The 17,111-nt window shown below is 34.8% G+C and carries 7 protein-coding genes; 2 read left to right on the top strand and 5 right to left on the bottom strand.

Annotated features, from left to right (window positions below; all coding sequences use genetic code 11):
* Positions 1 to 4 precede the first annotated feature (4 nt).
* From QL232_RS18625 to QL232_RS18605, 5 genes are all read right to left on the bottom strand, one after another.
* Complete coding sequence (locus QL232_RS18625) at positions 5 to 1,288, bottom strand: family 16 glycosylhydrolase (RefSeq protein ID WP_281615321.1); 1,284 nt, start codon at positions 1,286 to 1,288, stop codon at positions 5 to 7.
* Positions 1,289 to 1,361: 73 nt separating this feature from the next.
* Positions 1,362 to 3,809: a glycoside hydrolase family 2 TIM barrel-domain containing protein gene (locus QL232_RS18620; RefSeq protein WP_281615320.1), complete on the bottom strand. Its 2,448-nt coding sequence runs from the start codon at positions 3,807 to 3,809 to the stop codon at positions 1,362 to 1,364.
* A 51-nt stretch (positions 3,810 to 3,860) separates the two neighbouring features.
* Positions 3,861 to 6,257, bottom strand: a complete 2,397-nt coding sequence (locus QL232_RS18615) for a glycosyl hydrolase (protein WP_281615319.1) — start codon at positions 6,255 to 6,257, stop codon at positions 3,861 to 3,863.
* 64 nt (positions 6,258 to 6,321) lie between these two features.
* A complete protein-coding gene (locus QL232_RS18610) occupies positions 6,322 to 7,863 on the bottom strand; it encodes a RagB/SusD family nutrient uptake outer membrane protein (protein ID WP_168885330.1) in 1,542 nt (513 codons plus the stop codon).
* Between the two features lie 10 nt (positions 7,864 to 7,873).
* A complete protein-coding gene (locus QL232_RS18605) occupies positions 7,874 to 10,927 on the bottom strand; it encodes a TonB-dependent receptor (protein ID WP_281615318.1) in 3,054 nt (1,017 codons plus the stop codon).
* 352 nt (positions 10,928 to 11,279) lie between these two features.
* On the opposite strand from QL232_RS18605, the gene QL232_RS18600 reads away from it, so the two are divergent.
* Together QL232_RS18600 and QL232_RS18595 are read left to right on the top strand one after the other, a co-directional pair.
* The gene (locus QL232_RS18600; protein WP_281615317.1) at positions 11,280 to 12,875 is read left to right on the top strand and encodes a sulfatase; all 1,596 of its coding nucleotides are present in this window, start codon (positions 11,280 to 11,282) and stop codon (positions 12,873 to 12,875) included.
* Positions 12,876 to 12,980: 105 nt separating this feature from the next.
* On the top strand, positions 12,981 to 16,964 hold the full coding sequence (locus QL232_RS18595) for an ATP-binding protein (protein ID WP_281615316.1): 3,984 nt from the start codon (positions 12,981 to 12,983) through the stop codon (positions 16,962 to 16,964).
* Positions 16,965 to 17,111: the final 147 nt, after the last annotated feature.

Raw genomic sequence — 17,111 nt, 5'->3', positions numbered from 1 at the left:
TCTTTTATTCGTTTAATTTTTCAATTTTCCACAAAGCGGAATCGTCTGTTGTATTGCTTAGTATAATGGGAGTATCACTTTGATTTGAACTCGCCTTTAAATATTTTTTTGTTTCCTTATTCTTAATTAGAAAATACCCATCTTCCTGATAAATAAATTCCCATTGTGTCCAACTACCTACATTATCAAGTGGTTTGGTATATAAAACTGCACCGTTAGTGTTTTCAATGGCTCTTATATATTTTGAAGTACCCTCTGCTTTGATATGATAGTAACTATTATTGATTACTAACTTCCAATACGTCCAGTCTCCTTGTCTTGAATTATCAGTTTGTTGTACTTCTACATTATCACCTTCTCCTACTACTCTGAAATAGTAATTACTTGCCTTATTTCTTAATCGAATTATATCAGTGGTATTTGGAGCTTCATATAAAGGGTCTTTTTGCCAAACCCTTACATAATCTACTTCTGCAGTAGATAGATCACCGATGGGTTGAGATATAAAGTCTCCATCACCAAAGCTTGCACCTACAGATAACCATAACCATTCTTCAACTTGAGGAACCCAAATTCCACTATAGGTAACTTTAAGTTCTCCATCATAATAGATTTCCAATTTATCTTCTTCCCATAAGAGACCATAGATATGAAAACCTTCATGAATGTTAGGAGTATCGTATTTTTTTGTATTTGCTTTATGATCTTCGGCATATCCATCAATATGGATAACGGACTTGGTAGTTTCAGAAAGCCAGGCAGATTCAAAAATATCTATTTCTGCTCCATCATTTCCAGTACCATCAACATTCCCTTGATTTTCTCCTTGTAACCAAAAAGCAGTGTGGTTTCCTTTACTGGTATCAGCGATTTTAATTCTAGCTTCCATATAACCATATTTTGGTTGATATTTTCCTCTAGAATCAACGCTGCCACAAAACATCTTGTTATCAGATACCTTGGAACTTTTAAGTACTAAATGCCCATTGCCATCTAACCAGACATGGTCTTGGACCCATAACCAAGAACTTATCCCTAACTCAGGTCGGGGTGCTCTAGATTTAGAACTTACAGTTTTCGTCCATTTTGTTTCATCCAGATTGGTCCCGTCAAATTCATCCGACCATACAGGAATCCATCCTTCACTTTGATCGAATACCCTATTATTGGAGGAGTGGATATAAGGTTGGTGAATTTCGTTTAGTTCTTGGATACTCAAAGTATCTTTTACAGATGTGCAACCAAGAATAGATAGTAATAATGTGAAATTGAGTAGTTTATTGATCATGATTTAAAAATTGAAGTGGAAAAATAGGGAGAACACATTGTATCCTCCCTGATCTATTTATTTTATAAAAATATTATAATGTCTGTTGGGTATGGATAGTAATTGTGGCAGGAGCTAAACCTTGAGAAGAAGCTGTTATTGTGATTTTTCCTTCTTCTTTTGTTGATTGTAAAATTGCCATACACATGCCATTGAAAGCTTTTCTTTTTGGAGCTACAAAAGATTCCAAAGAAGTTGGATCACCATTGCCTACTGCTCTTAAAGTTCCTTGTCCTTCTACATTAAATGTGACTAACTGATCAGCTTTTGGACAGAGTTGTCCATTCTTATCGAGTATAGATACACTTGCATAAATGATTTCTTCACCGTTGGCTTGCACTTCAGATCGATCAACCTCAATTTTTAGTTGATTTGGCATTCCTGCGGTTTGTTTAACGACTTCTTCAATAGCCTCATTTTTGTCGTTTAATGCAACTACTTTCATCTCTCCCGAATGGTAAGTGATATTATCCCATCTTAATCGATAAGTATCGTATAGTGAATTGTTATTTTTGGTTTTTATACCCATACTTTTTCCATTGATAAACAATTCAGCTTTGTTGTAATTGGTATATGCGTGTACACTAACTTTTTGTCCTTCTTTCCAGTTCCAATGCGGTAAGACATGTAACACCTTTTCGTTAGACCACTTACTTTTATATAAGAAAAATCGATCCTTTGGAATCCCTGCCAAATCAATAATTCCAAAATAAGAGCTCTTGGTTGGCCATTCTTCGTTGTAAGGGGTTGGCTCACCTAAATAATCGTAACCTGTCCAAACAAATTCTCCCATGATAAACTTATGTTTGTCTTGTGCCTTAAATTCTCTATCAGGAGTTTGTGCCCAGTTTGGGAAATCCATATCAAATGAATTAGAGTGTAAACTCGGTCGAATTTTATGCTTTCCTTCTTTGGCAGGGAAGAAGTATTCTCCTCTAGAACTTACAGTTGATGCTGTTTCGCTTCCATACATCTTCCATTTTGGATGTTGTTTATGAATAGCTTCATATTTATTTGGCTTATAATTCCAACCAGGAATATCTACAGCATCTGCCAAACCGTTAGCAATAGCTCCTTTCCAATTATTAAAGCCAGCAGTTGAAGGTCTGCTAGCGTCTTCTCTATGGCAAATGTCTGTTAGGAATTGAGCATTCTTTGCACCATCTTTCTTTGTCTGTTCTCTAATTTCATTTCCTATAGACCACATGATCAAAGAAGGGTGGTTTCTATCTCTATGAATTAAAGCTACCAAATCTTTTTCTGCCCATTCGTTCCATAAAGTATTGTAGCCATTTTCAGTTTTAGGTACTTCCCATTCATCAAAAGCTTCAGAGATAAATAAGAAACCTAATTCATCTGTTAGTCTTACTAAACTTGGATCTGAGGGGTTATGCGTAGAACGAATCGCATTGGCTCCCATTTCCTTTAGCTTTAATAATCTGTGTCTAAGTGCCGATTCATTATGTGCGGCACCTAATGGACCTAGATCATGATGTAAACACACACCTTTAAATTTTAATTCTTTTCCATTAAGGAAGAACCCATCATTATTTGTAAACTCAATAGTTCTGAACCCAAATTCACTATGGAAAGTGTCAATTATCTCATTATTGACAACAACTTCTGTGATAACTTTATAAAGGTTCGGAGTATCAGGAGACCATAATTTTGGAGAAGGGACATCTATTTTTATTTCAGACGTATTTACTCCTTTTTGGACATATAAGCTTTGTTCTTCAGAAGCGACTCTTTCGTTATTAAATAAAACGGTCTGAACTAAAGTTACCTTTTGCTCTTTTACAGTCGAATTAGAAATCTTTGTCTCAATATTCACTAAGCCTTCTTCTTCATTGATCACTGGGGTAGTGATATACGTACCCCATTGTTTGACATGAATAGGGTTGGTTTTTACTATTCTTACATTTCTGTAAATCCCCGCACCAGGGTACCATCTTGATGATAGTGGTTTATTTTCTAAATGAACTTCCAATAGGTTGTTGTCTCCATAATTAATATAAGGAGTGATATCGAATTCGAAAGAAGTGTATCCATATGGCCAGCTGCCTACAAACTTTTTGTTTAAATAGACTTTTGCATGGCTCATTGCTCCATCGAATTGTATATATATTTTCTTTCCTTTGTCTTGTTTAGTGAAGTTTAATTCTTTTCTGTAAAAACCTTTTCCAATATGAGGTAATGCTCCTGTTCTACCTGTGCGTAATTTTGGAATAGGATCACCATCTTCAAGTACCATTACTTCTTGCATATCTATAGTTTTATCAAAATCCATAGAGATGGCCCAATCATGTGGTACCGTCACATTTGTCCATTGATCAGATAAAGTATCTTGATATTGGAATTGCCAGTTGTCAGTTAGTCGGATAGTTTCTCGATATTGTCTGTCAATTTTTTCGACTTTTTGACAGCCAATATTCATGGAAAATAATATTCCAATGATATAAATTAAGTAGTGCCTTTTCATATTAAACGGTGAAGTAGGAGGGGAAGAGTTGATCTTCCCCTCTTTAGAATATTATTTTTTTTCAGTTACAGAGACATTGTCAACTAGGAAATAACCACCACTAGTATTCTTCGTTTTGTAGATATTACAAGTAAGACTAGTGTGACCATCAGGTACAGTATATTCGAAAGTTGTTTCTGCCCAATCTGTTGTTGCAGTAATCACCTCTTGAGTTTTAATACTACCAACATTAGATGGCTTAATAGTGAACTTTAAGTTACTACCGGCACCGTCTTCCCATTTCGTATAAAAAGAGAAAACATAAGTCTTACCACTTTCTACTGCAATAGTTTGAATAAGTGATGCTTCATCTTTTTTCAGACGAGCACATTGGTCACCTTCATAAGGAGTAGTTAATGAAGTACCTACAATATCTGTAGAACCAGAACCATATCCTGACCATGGTGAAGAATCTGCTTTTAAAGCACCAAGTTCAACACCTTCAAAACCACCTTCTTGAACTAAGTCGTCATCTTCTACTGGTGGCACTTCAACATCACCAGTTTCAAATAAAAGCACATCATCGATCATAACAGAGTTGTCTTTTTCTCCCCCCGGTTTAATGATAGTGATACGGATATCTGAAGTCGTTGCTGAAGTTTCAAAAGTAAATGTATCTTTTGTCCATGCAGTTTCTTTAGAGAATTTACCATCTAGTAATGTTACTTTTCCACCATCAGTGACATCAAATACTCTAATAGATCCTTCAGTAGTTGGTACTTGCAACCACTTCGAATGCATATCTAATGTATATACTTTATTCGCGTTAATAGTAGAGATTACATGGTTAATAAATGCACCATCACCATTATTATCTGTAGCAAGAACTGCATATTGACTACCAGTATGAGCTTCAGCCACATCATTCACAAAGCTACCATCGAAACCATACCAAGATGATGCAGAAGAACTAGGGAATGGACCCGCTGTAACTTGCTCAAATCCTCCATCTACAATAATTCCTGAATCAGGAACTGGATTTGGGTCTGGGTCTGGAGTAGGTTCAGCATCGCCTGTTTTAAATACTGATACTTCATCAATATATAGAGTTGTTAAACCTGCATTTGTTTCATCGTTTGTACCTCCTTTGTAAAACACTAGATATACTTTTGAAGTAGATTCTGTGGTTGTAAAAGAAGCCGATACATCTGTCCATTCTGTTGTTTCAGCAATTGGTTCAACATATAATTGTGGCCATCCACCTTCAGGTTTAGAATCCATTGAACGGTCTTGTACTTGGACCTTTATTGTACCATCAGGTACCTCAGCCCATTTCGTAGAATAAGAGAAAGAGTAAGTAATGTTAGGCTCAACTTCAATGGCTTGTAACATAGACCCACCATCGCCATTTTTGTCCGGTTGGATTTTACCACTTACGATACCTTTTCTAGCTTCAGTTTCTTCTGTGAATCCGTTGTCATATCCACCCCAAGCTCCATCAGCATTTCTTAGTTCGAAGCCACCGTCAACGACTAAACCGTAATCACCTGGCTCAGGAATTTCACTATTTCCACCACCAGCTTTTAAGTTAGGGTCATGTTCTGAATAAAGAATACCTAAATCTGTAAGAACGTCAGAATTTTGTTCGTAAACCGCAGAGATATGAAGTGCTGCTTGATTCTTTGCTCTACCGCCATCAAACCATGCATATCTTTGGATATAATCCGCTTCATCCATCATTGGAAGTAAAGCTTCCATTAAATCGTAGGCTTGTTCCTTTGTTCTTTTATTATTTTCTGGAGTAGTAGCATTCCAATCGGCAAGTCCCATCTCAGTAATCCAAATTGGTAAACCCCATTTTGAATAAGATCCTTGAAAAGCTTCCATCCATTTATTAGGATCAATAGAATCAGTATATCTGTGAATACAGATAAAGTCAACTCTTAGTCCTTTAGCATTCGCTTGAGTCATAAATTCATCTAACCAACCACTATTTAAGCTTGCTGGAGCTGGAGACCCTAAAGGAACACCCACCGACTCAAGTAAAGGCCAAAGTTCAATAGCCTCTTCTACAGACATATGTGATTGATCTTCTTTATCTGGTTCATTAAAACCCAGTAAGTATTTGATCTTACCTTCAGCAGCTAATTGCTTTAACGTCTCAACTTTTTCAGCAACATTATTACGTCCCCAAAGCATAGGAACAAATTCTACATTATCTGGAAGACCCTGTGGATAATCTGGTCCCCATGAGTAATGCCAGAAGGGTTGTGATAGGGATACACAATTACTCCAAACATGACTTTTAGTGGTTTGACCAAAACCTTTCTTCCCATAAGAGACATATTCTTCTTCCTCTTCTTCACCAGGAATAGGTCTATTGTTGATCATATCATCCATTTCGCAACCAAAGAATAGTGTGGCTAAGAATGGTATTAATAGAGATAACTTTAAATATTTATTTTTCATTATTATTTCTGTTCAGCATTTGAAAAAATAAAGGGAGAGGCTCCCCTCACATCTAAAAAATGGATTACCAACCAGGGTTTTGAGTCAGGTTTGGATTCCTGTCAATTTCTGTTTGAGGTATTGGCCACCAATAATGTTTTCCTTCGTTAAAGGTTCTTTCATGGAAGATTACTTTATTTTCGAAGTCATTTTTAGCTGTTTCCCATCTTAATTCATCGAAGTATCTTAATCCCTCAAAAGCAAGTTCTACTCTTCTTTCATGACGGATTTCTTCTCTTAAACCAGCTTGATCTAATGATGAATCAAAGTCCGGCATACTCACTCTTCTTCTTACTTGATTAAGTGCAGCAAATACATCTCCCGAAGGACCACTTAATTCATTTTTAGCTTCCGCAAACATTAATAATACATCTGCATATCTTAGTACCATAAAGTTTTTATCGCCATCTTCATAAAGGCCCACTTCAGTACGGATATATTTTTGGATACCATATCTTGTTGCTTTTACAACGTTATCCCATTTAGCTTGATCTACCCATGGTTCTCCACCTCTTAAAACAGATACATCTAAACGAGGGTCTCTATTGTTAAATTCAGCCCAGTAGTCAAATATGCTTAATCCTTTTTCTTCTAATTGTTCTGCAGTTAAAGGAATTCCTTTTTCATCTGACCACTCTGAGAATGGAGTTGCATCCGGATCATCTTCTGGTTTTAAACCATTCTTTGTATAAAAATCATATACTAAGTTTGGCAGTACACCAAAGTGAGATTGAGGTTGCTTTTTGTAAGTACCACTAAACTTCTCACCTGACTTCATATTCGAGACAAATTGTACAGAGAAAATAGACTCCTCACTGTTTTGTCCTTCATTAGAGAATAAGAATGCATAGTCATCTACTAAACTGTATTTCCCTGAATTAATCACTTCCTCACAGTCTTTTACCGCATTTTCATATTGTTTATTGTATAGATAAACTCTTGCTCTAAGTGCTAATGCGGCATATTTATTAATTCTACCTGGAGTTTCTCCTGAGTCAGGAAGTAGTTCTATAGCAGTAGATAGGTCTTCAATGATTTGATTAACAACTTCTTCATTAGAAGACTTCTCGATTTTTGCTTCTTCTGGTGAAACAACCTTTAAGATCAGCGGCACATTTTTGAATAACATTGATAAGTTATTATAAAATAATGCTCTAAGGAAATAGGCTTCTCCAAGTGAAGTATCTTTAAGGTCTTCGTCAATATTCATTCCTGGAGCATTGTCTAAGATCTCATTCGCTCTACGAATACCTTTGTAATTATCATTCCATACCCAGTTGATTCTTTCAACTGCAGGGTTATGTTGACCTACACTGATATCCCAGTATTGCATCCAAGTCCATTCATTGTAGCCATTGTCACTGATGACATCTAAATCTCTATATCCTCTGCCAAACATTTCTTCGGGAGTAAGACTCTCGTAGGCTGCAGTGACTGCTAATTCAAGGTGTTCTTCTGTGTTCCAGAATGAATCTTGATTTAATGTATTATTATCTTTAAGCTCTAAGAAGTTGCTACATGACATACATGAAGCAGCGCTTAATAATGTGATTAATGCTTTTTTCATGGTTTGTGGATTAGAATGTGATGTTTGTACCAAAAGTTAGTGTTGTTGTCTGAGGGTATGCTTCGTTTCTAGATTGACTTGCATAACGTTCAGGATCCCAATGCTCTAATTGTGTCCAAGTGATAGGATTGGTTGAGTTAGCAAAAATTCTAAAGTTTTGCACTTTCAATTTCTTACAAACATTTTGGCTAAATGTATATCCCACTTCAATGTTTTTCAATCTTAGGTAAGAAGCATCTTCTACCCAGAATGAAGAGATTTCTTCATTATTTACATTACCTAATCTTGGTTTTGTAGCATTCGGGTTTTCAGGTGTCCAACGATCCATCCAATCAGTTGTCCAGTTCATTAAGTTATTTCCAGCTCCACTATGATTACCTGTTGACGAAGAGTAGATGTCAACATTTTGAACTCCTTGTAAAAAGACTTTCAAATCGAACCCTTTGTAAGCGATACCTAAGTTGATACCATAAGTGTACTCAGGGTTAGGGTTACCAATAATAGTTCTGTCTTTATCATCAATTACACCGTCACCATTAATATCTTCATAGATTAAATCACCTAATTGTGGTGTTTGTCCATCGATATACGGGTAAGTTTCTAAGTCTTCTTCAGTTCTGTAAATTCCAGTGTTGTTATAGCCATAGAATGAACCGATTGGTGAACCTTCCATATTTACTTGGCGGTTGTTCGGATATTGAGTTTCTCCTTGCATACTGATGATTTCATTATCGATATGCGTGACGTTGAAACCAATATTGTATTCAATACCAGTATTACCAATAGTATTGTAGTGATTGACAGCTAATTCCCATCCTGTGTTTTTCACTCTACCAGCATTTTGATAAGCAGGTGAAGTAATACCAGTGGCACCCGGAATTGGTAATTTCAATAAGATATCATCCGTATCTTTTACAAAGTAATCTGCAGTTACAGTCAATTTATCATCCCAGAATCCTAAATCTGCACCAATGCCATAAGATGTAGTAGTTTCCCATTTAATATCTGGATTGGCTAAGTCGATTACTGCTAAACCACCGCTGTAAATTTGTGATCCATCAAAAGGATAACCATCAGTAGGAGTGTAAGACTGAGAATAAGGGTAGTAACCGATTTTATCATTTCCTAGCTGTCCCCAGTTGGCTCTAATTTTACCAAATGACAAGAAGTTTTCGCTTTCTAAAAATGCTTCGTTAGAGAAGATCCAACCCGCAGACAACGCTGGGAAGATAGCATAACGATTATTAGAAGGGAACTTTGAAGAACCATCCGTTCTAAGGTTTGCCTCTATTAAGTAGCGATCATCATAACTATATTGTACTCTACCAAATACCGACATTAATCTAGATTCGTTGAATGTACCATCCACAGTTGGATTACTACCAGATCCAATTTCTGTCAAGTCATTACTTGGTAGGTCAGTAACTTTTGCTTTCATCCACTTGTGTTTGTAGGTATTCATAGTTGTACCTGCAAGTAAGTTGATGCTATGTCTATTCAGTTTTTTCTCATAATTAACAGTGTTTTCCCATTGTACAGTTTCATATGTATTTGAGATATCCTGTAATGAATTTTGTTGTCTACCTACATCAGAATCATTACCATCACTATCCGTTAATTGGAAAGTATACTTATGAGTCTTATTAAACGCCTGAGTATATGAGTAACTGAAGTTTGTTCTAAACGTAAGCCCTTGTACTGGATTAAACTCTAAATAAGGGTTGATAGTATTCTTGTTTGATTTAGTGGTCTTACGTGAAGCTTCAGTGGCATAAAACACAGGGTTCTTAGTATTAATTTCATATGGATTACCAGAAGCAGATCCCCATGAACCATCAGGATTGAATACAGGAACTAGAGGAGAGGAGTTAGCAATTAATCTCATTACACCTTGATCGTCTGTATCACCTGATTCTTCTGCTGTTTTTACCGCACCAAAGAAGTTAGTACCAAAAGTAAAGCCTTTTCCTAACTCACTTTTTAAATTTATTCTATAGTTTAAACGCTCTGCAGAAGTACCATACATGATACCATTTTGATCTAAGTAACCAAGTGATGCCAAATATTGTGTTTTACCTACTTTTTGTGTTAGCGAAACTTGGTGGTTTTGGAAGAATGCTCCATCCTTAAATGTTTCATCCGCCCAATCAGTATTTCCATATTTATAAGGATCTGTTCCTGCCTTCGCAATGGCAATTTCCTCGTCAGTATAAATTGGAGATCTACCTGCGTTTACACTCGCCTCATTTTTTAATGTCATGTAATCCCAACTATCTAAGAAATCTGGAAGAACAGTCGCTTTTTGAACACCAGCATAACCATTATAAGATAATTTGATTTTTTCGTTCTTGCCACCCTTTTTGGTTGTAACTAAGATTACACCATTGGCCGCTCTAGTACCATAGATTGAAGCAGATGCTGCATCTTTTAATACAGAGACACTTTCAATATCTGATGGAAGGATATCTTGCATACTACCTGGAATACCATCAATTAGAACTAGAGGACTAGAGTTGTTTAGTGTACCATTACCACGAATAGTAATTTCAGCTCCAGCTCCTGGCTTACCACCTGACTGTGTTAACTGAACACCAGCGATTCTACCTTGTAATAATGTTTCTGTGTTAGTGATGGCTTGGTTACCGATATCTTTATCAGGCGTAACCACACCTACAGCACCAGTTAGATTTTCTTTCTTTTGTGTACCATAACCTACAACTACTATCTCAGAAAGTAATTCAGTTGACTCTTCTAATACAATATCAAAATTTTGATTTGTACCTACTACTACTTCTTGAGCTTCATAACCCATAAAGCTAAATAGAATAGTATTGTCTGATGATACACCCGCTAATGTGAACTCACCATCAAAATTTGTAATTGTACCAGTAGTGGTAGATTTAATTTTAATGTTAACACCAGGAAGTGGTATTCCACTTTGGTCTTTAACAACTCCGGAAATAGTCTTGTCTTGAGCCTGAACAGTTAGCCCTAGAAAGATCATACTAAGCACAAGTAGATAGCGAAATGTTTGTGCTTGCTTCAGTGAATAAAAACTTTTCATAAAATAAAAAATACTTTAATTGATGGCTAAAAAACTTCTATTTGCTCTATAGAAATAGAATTGCCGATTCATTTCATTTTAAAGTGTGTTTGTAACGTTTGTGCAAATTTGATGAGTTGTTTAATTTTATGTTTGTCCATTTTCGTCAATGGATGACGAAAATATTTCATTCTGTTTAAGTGATTGAAAATAAGGATATTGACAGTGTTAGTGATTGTTTTCGTCAAAGATGAATGACCGATTTGGTCAATAAATTGATGAAATTAGTCAATAACAAATATACATTAAACTCTATTTTTGTGGTGTATTTGTAACGTTTAAAATGTTAATCACTATATAATGTTTGTCAATAATGGTTTGGTCAAAGCGATATATTTTCTTTTTTAGTTTGCTATCACTCTTCTCCTGTAAGAGTGAAAAAAGTAAGCATTATAAAACCACCGAGAAGTCACCAAATATTCTTTTTATAATAGCAGATGATTTAGGAGCACATGACTTATCAACAACGGGGTCACAATATTATGAGACACCTAATATAGATGGACTAGCGGCGAAGGGTGTACAGTTCGATCAAGGTTATGCTTCTTGCCAAGTTTGTAGTCCTTCAAGAGCAAGTATTATGACAGGGAAGTCACCAGCTAGGCACGGAATAACAGATTGGATCGGTGCACTTGAAGGGGAAAAGTGGCGTAAGAAGAAAAGAAACAATAAACTATTGCCTGCCTATTACCAACATGCATTAGATACTTCTTATGTAACCATGCCGGAAGCTTTTAAAGAACATGGATATACCACTTTCTTTGCTGGTAAATGGCATATAGGTGATGAAGGATCTTTACCTGAAGACCATGGTTTTGATATCAATATTGGAGGGTTTGAAGCTGGTTCGCCTAAAGGAGGTTACTTTTCACCCTATAAAAACCCAAGATTGGAAGATGGACCCAAAGGTGAAAACTTAAGCATGCGTCTAGCCAATGAAACGGTAGCTTTTATGAAGAATAATAAGGACAAGCCGTTTTTTGCTTGCTTATCTTTTTATGCTGTTCACGGTCCAATTCAGACAACGGAGGAGAAATGGAAAAAATACAGAGATAAAGCAACAACTAAAGAAATAGATCCAACAGGATATAAAATGGGTAAGTTCTTACCAATCCGTCAATATCAAGATAACCCAGTCTATGCAGGGTTAGTTGAATCAATGGATGATGCTGTTGGTAGAGTATTATCATCTTTAGATGAATTAGGATTAAGCGAGAATACTATCATTGTCTTTACAGGAGATAACGGAGGTGTATCTGCAGGAGATTCATTCTCTACATCAAACCTTCCATTAAAAGGTGGGAAAGGATATCAATTTGAAGGGGGATTAAGAACACCTTACATTATTAAAGTTCCTGGTAATAAACATCAAGGAATACATAGTGATGTTCCTGTAACAGGAACAGATTTCTACCCAACCTTATTGGATCTTGCAGGATTACCTTTGTATCCAGAACAACATCAAGATGGAATCAGTGTAGCTCCGATATTCGAGGGAAAACAACCGGAAGAAAGAGCTATAGTTTGGCATTATCCTCATTATGGTAATCAGGGTGGTGAACCTTCTTCAGTGATTCGTTCTGGAAAATGGAAACTGATTCATTATTATGAAGACAATAGAGAAGAGTTATATAATTTGGAGGAAGATGGTGGTGAATTAACCGATTTATCCGCTGACTATCCTTCTATTGTAAAAAACTTAAGTGATGGATTATTTACTTATCTGAATGATTTAGGAGCTAACTATCCTGAAGAAGATAAACTTTGGACAAAAGACAAAGAGGATAAATATCTGAATAAGGTTAGAACAGTAAAAATGAAAACCTTAGAGAAAAGCCGTATCAATATGTTAGGTGAAACGTACCAACCCAATGCAGATTGGTGGGGAAGCCAACTGATTGTTGATTAATTTTTCTAACGAGTAATAGGCAATAGTTTTAAATATTATAACTATTGTCTATTTTTTTCTAAATATTTCTTAGTGTAAATTTAACGCTAATTAAACTCGGGTTAAATGAATAGACTACTACACTTTTTTGTTCTTTTATTTATTACCAATATTGGCTTAGCCGATTCGAAAGAAGACTATTTATACGAATACCTGAATGTATCTAACGGACTGTCGAATAACTCTGTAACTAGAGTAGTTAAAGATCATTTGGGGCAATTATGGTTTGCAAGTAGTGAAGGTATTGTCAAATTGGATGCACAAGGTTTTGAATACTTCAAACCCTCTAAAAGGTATGACCAATTGATCAGTGAAGATATTGAGACCCTAGAATTAGGGGCAAATAATATATTGTGGGTAGGAACAAAAAGTGGTGGTTTATCTGCTTATGACATTGCAAAAGACCAGTTTACAAGCTATAATCATCTATTTGAAAAATATATTCCAAAGAATTCATACCTCAGAATTATCTCTTTGAAAGAAACGTCTTCTGGACATTTATATGTGGGCACTTGGTATCATGGTTTTTTTGTGATCGATTTAAATACGGGAGAACTTATATTTCATCGAAAAGACAAGAAAGTAATTCAGTCCATTATAGAAGTTAACAACGGAAATATTTGGTATGGTACATCTGGTAGTTTATATGAATACGATGTTCAGGAAAGAAAAGTAAAAAAACATATTGTAGATAAAGTTCGATGGATAACGAAATTAACTTACGATAAAAATAGAGACCTTATATACTTTGGTTCTAGTACCAGTTTAAATCAGTTTGACCTTAAAACTCATATCAATAAAAAAATTAGCGGTAAAAATTCTGATAAATTACGTTTAATCAATTCATTATTAATTGATAAACAAGGAAGACTTTGGGTAGGAACATGGAAGGATGGACTCTACAGAAGTAACCCAGAGAAAACACACTTCACCAAAATTGATCTATTGCCTGATGCTGAAATCAATAAGAACTATGAAGGGATTACTGATATTCTAATTGATGACCTTGGTATTATTTGGATTACAACTACTCATGGAGGTGTGGTAAGGTTAACCGAAAACAGAGGAATTTATAAAGTAGCGAACTCTCATCGAGAGAATATAGGTTTTACGGACAATAACATCAATAGTATTTATGTCGACTCAAATAACAATCAATGGATAGGAACTAAGAATGGGGGTTTGGTATATAAGAGTGCATCTGATAATAATTATAAGGAAATTACTGTCACTAAAAACCAATTAATTAATGCCTTCCAAGAGATCAATGGTTCTATGTATGTGGGGGCCTCTAATGGTTTATATATTTTTCCTCTCAATGATCCCAATAAGAAGCATCAGTTGTTTGGATCAACTAGATTTAGAAAAATAAAATCCATTTACCATGATCAACCAACAAAGTCCATCTGGTTTGGTTTACAACAAAGTGGTCTTGCAACAATTAAGAGTGACATAGTATTCTCTCTTGACCAGATTACTTTTTATGCTCCCGATGTGAGAAAAGAGAATAAATTCGTTTCAGATAGAGTTGAACATATCATTGCGGGAAACAATAATTCCATATGGATTGGGTCTTATCATGGCTTGTTCAGATGGAACACTATCACCAACAAATACCAATTTATAGATCTAAAAAGTAAATTCGATTTTCCGTCAAATATCATATTATCACTTTATACAACTCCTAGTTTAGATACACTTTTTGTAGGTAGTGCGAAAGGGCTATTAGTATTAGATAATACTGGAGAAGAATTACAATTTATCGATTTTTTCGATCAGTCATCTGGTTTAGAAAATGATTGTATCAATGCCATTACTTTAGATAATAAAGGTTTAGTATGGCTAGGTTTATCAAAAGGAATAAGTAACATTGATTTATCAACCAATACCATTCAGAACTATATTAAAGAAGATGGAGTTAATGTTTCTTCTATAAATATTGATGCAGTATTTAATACGAATGATCTGATCTATTTTGGTGGACAGAAAGGTCTACTTGTCTTCTCTCCACAGTTCCTTGATACAAAGAAAACGATTCCACAATTATACTTTTCTAATCTATTTATCGATAATAAGAACATAAGTGTAGGAGATAGCTTACATCAAAAAATCATATTAGATAAAATATTGGCCTTTACTAAAGAAATTGATCTTACTTATAGAGAGAAGGTCATTCGATTAGACTTTAATACGAATAATTATATTGATCAAAAAAATATCACTTATTACTATAGAGTTAAATCTATTTCTGATCAATGGATTAATAATCAGCATACCACTAGTATAACATTTACTCAGCTGCCTGTTGGAGAAAATATTATAGAAATTAAAGGCTGTAAAAATGGTGAATGCGGGGAATCAACTCAACTACAAATAAACATTAGTCCAGCACCTTGGCAAACAACCACTGCTTATGTGATCTATGTAATTGTAGTATTAATTATATTTTATGGGGTGTTCAGTTTCTTTATTAGAAAGGAAAAACTGGAGAACAAAATCAAACTAGTCAATATTGAGAAAGAAAAAGAACATGAAATCACAGAAGCGAAAGTAAGGTTCTTTACCAATATTTCTCATGAGATTAGAACTCCACTCACATTAATACATTCACCATTAGAGGAAATATTGGAAGAGGAAGACCTACCCAATAAATACAGAACAAAACTTCAGATTATAAATAAAAACGCCAATAGCTTATTGGTATTAGTTAATCAATTACTTGATTTTAGGAAGGTTGAAAATAATAAAATCACACTTTCTTATCAATTTGTCTCACTCAAGAAGCTAATAGAAAATAAATGTTGGGAGTTTCAGTCACTTATTCAAACTGCTGGTTTAAAGTTAGACTTTCAAACCCAGGTATCAGAAAATCAACTTTATAAACTAGATCAGGAAAAGATTGAAATTGTGATTAATAACTTGATCTCAAATGCTATAAAATTTACACCAAGAGGTAAAAAAATCACAGTGAATTTAGAAGTAAACGAGAAAATTAAAATTAGTATCAGAGACGAAGGAGTAGGGATAAAAACAGAAGACCTCGACGCAATCTTCACAAGATATTACCAAGGAAGTACAAAAGAACTTACTGAACAAAGAGGAACTGGAATCGGGCTATCTCTATCTAAGAACATTATCAACTTGCATGATGGTGAAATCTATGTAGAAAGTACAGAAAACGAAGGAAGTACTTTTATCATAGAATTACCTATAATTGAAACCAAAGAATCTGAAGTTGAGAACAAAATTGAAGATCGCCCAATAAATAAAAATAATACCTTATTGTTGGTAGATGATAACCATGATATTTTACAATACTTGGAATCAATATTTACAGATCAATACCATATTCTAACTGCGACCAATGGGAAAGAGGGGTTAGATATAATGAATAAGCAAGATGTGGATTGTGTCATATCTGATGTAATGATGCCAGTGATGGATGGCCTCACTTTTTGTAAAGAGGTAAAAGGTAATCCTGAATTACAACATATTCCTTTCTTACTACTTACAGCAAATGCAACAACAGAAAATGAACTAGAAAGTTTAGGATTAGGAGCTAATGATTTCTTAAGAAAACCTTTTAATAGCAAGGTGATTAAAGAAAAAGTAAAAAACCTTCTCGCCTATAAGTTACAGTTGATCGCTTTCTATCGATCGACCCTTAACCCAATACAAAAAGCAGAGCCAAAGATAGATAAACCATTAACAGAAGACGAGAAGTTTATCCAGAACGCCGTACAGTTTATTGAAGATAATATAGACAATGATGAATTGAATGTAGAAGTACTGGCTCACCATATGGCAATGAGTCAATCCACTATTTACAGGAAGCTGAAAGCATTGACAAATAATACTATAGTTGGGTTTATACGTTCAGTTCGACTTAAAAAAGCAGCACAATTAATCTTAGAGACAGATGATTCAATAAAGGTAATCGCTGAAAATGTCGGAATTAACGATGTGAGATACTTTAATAGAGAGTTTAAAAAACAATATGAAGTAGATCCTAGTGTGTATAAGGAATATCAACTAGATGATAATACCTGATTTTTGTTCTATAATACAATCTAGTTATGTATTTTGTGATACAAATAAACAACTAAATTCTCAATGTTACTTGTATTATGAACAGATCGATTACCTTAAAAACATTTTATTTTACATTGCATGTTATTTTTTCAATTTCTATGCTTT

This window comes from Flammeovirga sp. SubArs3 (genome assembly GCF_947387565.1).
Classification (GTDB): Bacteria; Bacteroidota; Bacteroidia; order Cytophagales; family Flammeovirgaceae; genus Flammeovirga; species Flammeovirga agarivorans.
The sequence above is the reverse complement of the archived record's forward strand: the minus strand, read 5'-3'. Positions and strand labels throughout refer to the sequence as shown.